The organism is Stenotrophomonas maltophilia group sp. RNC7 (genome assembly GCF_030910085.1).
GTDB lineage: Bacteria > Pseudomonadota > Gammaproteobacteria > Xanthomonadales > Xanthomonadaceae > Stenotrophomonas > Stenotrophomonas sepilia.
In genome coordinates this window covers 1-400 of record NZ_JAVFVN010000877.1, presented here as the reverse complement: position 1 = coordinate 400, position 400 = coordinate 1, and the positions used below count along the sequence as shown (strand labels likewise).

Annotated in this window: 1 protein-coding gene; it reads right to left on the bottom strand. The window is 28.0% G+C overall.

What is annotated here, in order from left to right:
- Nucleotides 1-196: 196 nt before the first annotated feature.
- Nucleotides 197-400, bottom strand: a 204-nt coding sequence (locus RCF13_RS21630) for a hypothetical protein (protein WP_308141542.1), incomplete at its 5' end; no start/stop codon positions are given.

Here is a 400-nt window from a genome sequence, read left to right as displayed (position 1 = left end):
TCCTTTCATGCGACCTGAATGGTATTTTTTATATATTATCTAATCCTTTAGAGAGATTAGGTAATACTTCACAAACTAACTAATATTTCAAAATATTAATTACAGAAAATTAGATTTTATAGCGATTTATTCTTCATTGTGTTTAATGCTTCGTTTTGTTTCCCCAGAAAAGAACCTATTTATTATAAACTTGTATCTACGCCAGTCTTGCAAACAACTTTAATGATTGGTGCTTAATTGCATCTATTGGTATAGCAATTTCATTGTATGTCTTTGTATAAGAATTAATATTTTCTATAATGTCATAAATCTTGTCAGGGCTTAAGATTTCTAAAGCTGTATCCCAAGTCTTATCTTCAGTATCATAATCATAACCATCAAACCATGTAGATAATAAATC